The sequence below is a fragment of the Oleiphilus sp. HI0123 genome (assembly GCF_001635315.1).
Genome location: NZ_LWGE01000032.1, coordinates 1 through 1,288, shown reverse-complemented (window position 1 = coordinate 1,288; position 1,288 = coordinate 1). Strand labels below are relative to the sequence as shown.

Annotated in this window: 2 protein-coding genes; one reads left to right on the top strand and one right to left on the bottom strand. The window is 40.8% G+C overall.

All coding sequences use genetic code 11. The annotated features are described in order from the left end of the window. Nucleotides 1-151: 151 nt before the first annotated feature. On the top strand, nt 152-490 hold the full coding sequence (locus tag A3761_RS00425; protein WP_068512906.1) for a helix-hairpin-helix domain-containing protein: 339 nt from the start codon (nt 152-154) through the stop codon (nt 488-490). Nucleotides 491-597: 107 nt separating this feature from the next. Here A3761_RS00425 and A3761_RS28295 read toward each other — a convergent pair whose 3' ends face one another. Then, nucleotides 598-1,080 carry a pilin gene (locus tag A3761_RS28295; RefSeq protein ID WP_304438929.1) on the bottom strand — a complete coding sequence of 161 codons (483 nt, stop codon included), beginning with the start codon at nt 1,078-1,080 and terminating at the stop codon, nt 598-600. Between the last annotated feature and the right edge of the window lie 208 nt (nt 1,081-1,288).

Here is a 1,288-nt window from a genome sequence, read left to right as displayed (position 1 = left end):
AGTGAGTTAAATTAATTAGGAATAATCATAGAATTAGTATTCACTATCGCCTCTGAAGCCGTTAATATCGAACTTGCATGACACAAGCTTTGACACGGATTGCTCAATAGCCGTTCATGCACTTGATTCTATTAACGCAAGGAGCGAACTTATGAAATCAAACTCTTTTCTTTCTAACAACATCGCAAACATCCCTCCCCGCCTGCTTATCCCTTTTTTGTTTAGCTTGCTGCTTTCTTTCAGCAATATTAGCTATGCAGACAATGAACCAAATAGTTCAATACAAACCAGTAAGGCCATAAACATCAATAGCGCAGATGCTCAAACTATTGCCAAAGCATTGAAAGGCGTAGGTTTAAAAAAAGCTGAAGCCATTGTTGACTATCGTGAGCGCTATGGTGAGTTTGCCCGCCTCGAAGAGTTAGTTGCAGTAAAAGGTATAGGCAAAAGTACATTAAGCAAGAATGAACACTTACTTAGTCTTGAGTAAAACATTAATCTTTATGTTTTTATCAACCTTTCAGACACAAAAAACCCCGGACTAAGCCGGGGTTTCTCGTTAGCAGCCTTAAAGGCTAGCTAGTTCCTATGTAGCGATTACTTACAAGTCGCTGGTAGGAATTTATCAGCAATTGTTGTTGCTGCAGTATCACAAGCCCAAACAATTGTTCCCGCTGCATTGGCATCCGCTAAAGGATTTGTACCAATCGAAGGTACGAAGGCAAGATTACCTGCACCAGAGATCGCAGGAATCAGAGTCATATCAATAGTGATTGTTCCTGGATTTGTGTCTGTAGACTTATCAATAGTGATTGCCTTAATTGAACCAGTCTTCAAGTTCGCTTGGTCCCCAGCAACTACAGCAGCATACGAATCAATACCAGCTACACCACTATCAGCGAACATATCTGTTACTCCAATTTTCAGCGCAGCCGCAGAAACCATACCTTCAGTTACTTTCGCTCGAATCGTGTAATCCTGATAAGCAGGAATGGCAACCGCTGCCAAAATACCAATAATCGCAACAACGATCATCAATTCAATTAGCGTAAAACCTTGCTGATTCTTTTTCATATTCATAATATATCTCCAGATTTAGTATAAATGGCCGCTCGATTGTTTTAGTAGCCTGTTTGCTTTACTACTACCTTCAATCTGGAACCCATCTTTAAAGGTAAACTTGAGTCTACCCTTAAGGATGGCTTCGCGTCAGGAAAGTTGCTTGCTCTTCTAAGCGTTTGCAATCAGTCTTCACACTCTGCGTACCGACACTTAAACAATAGCAGGC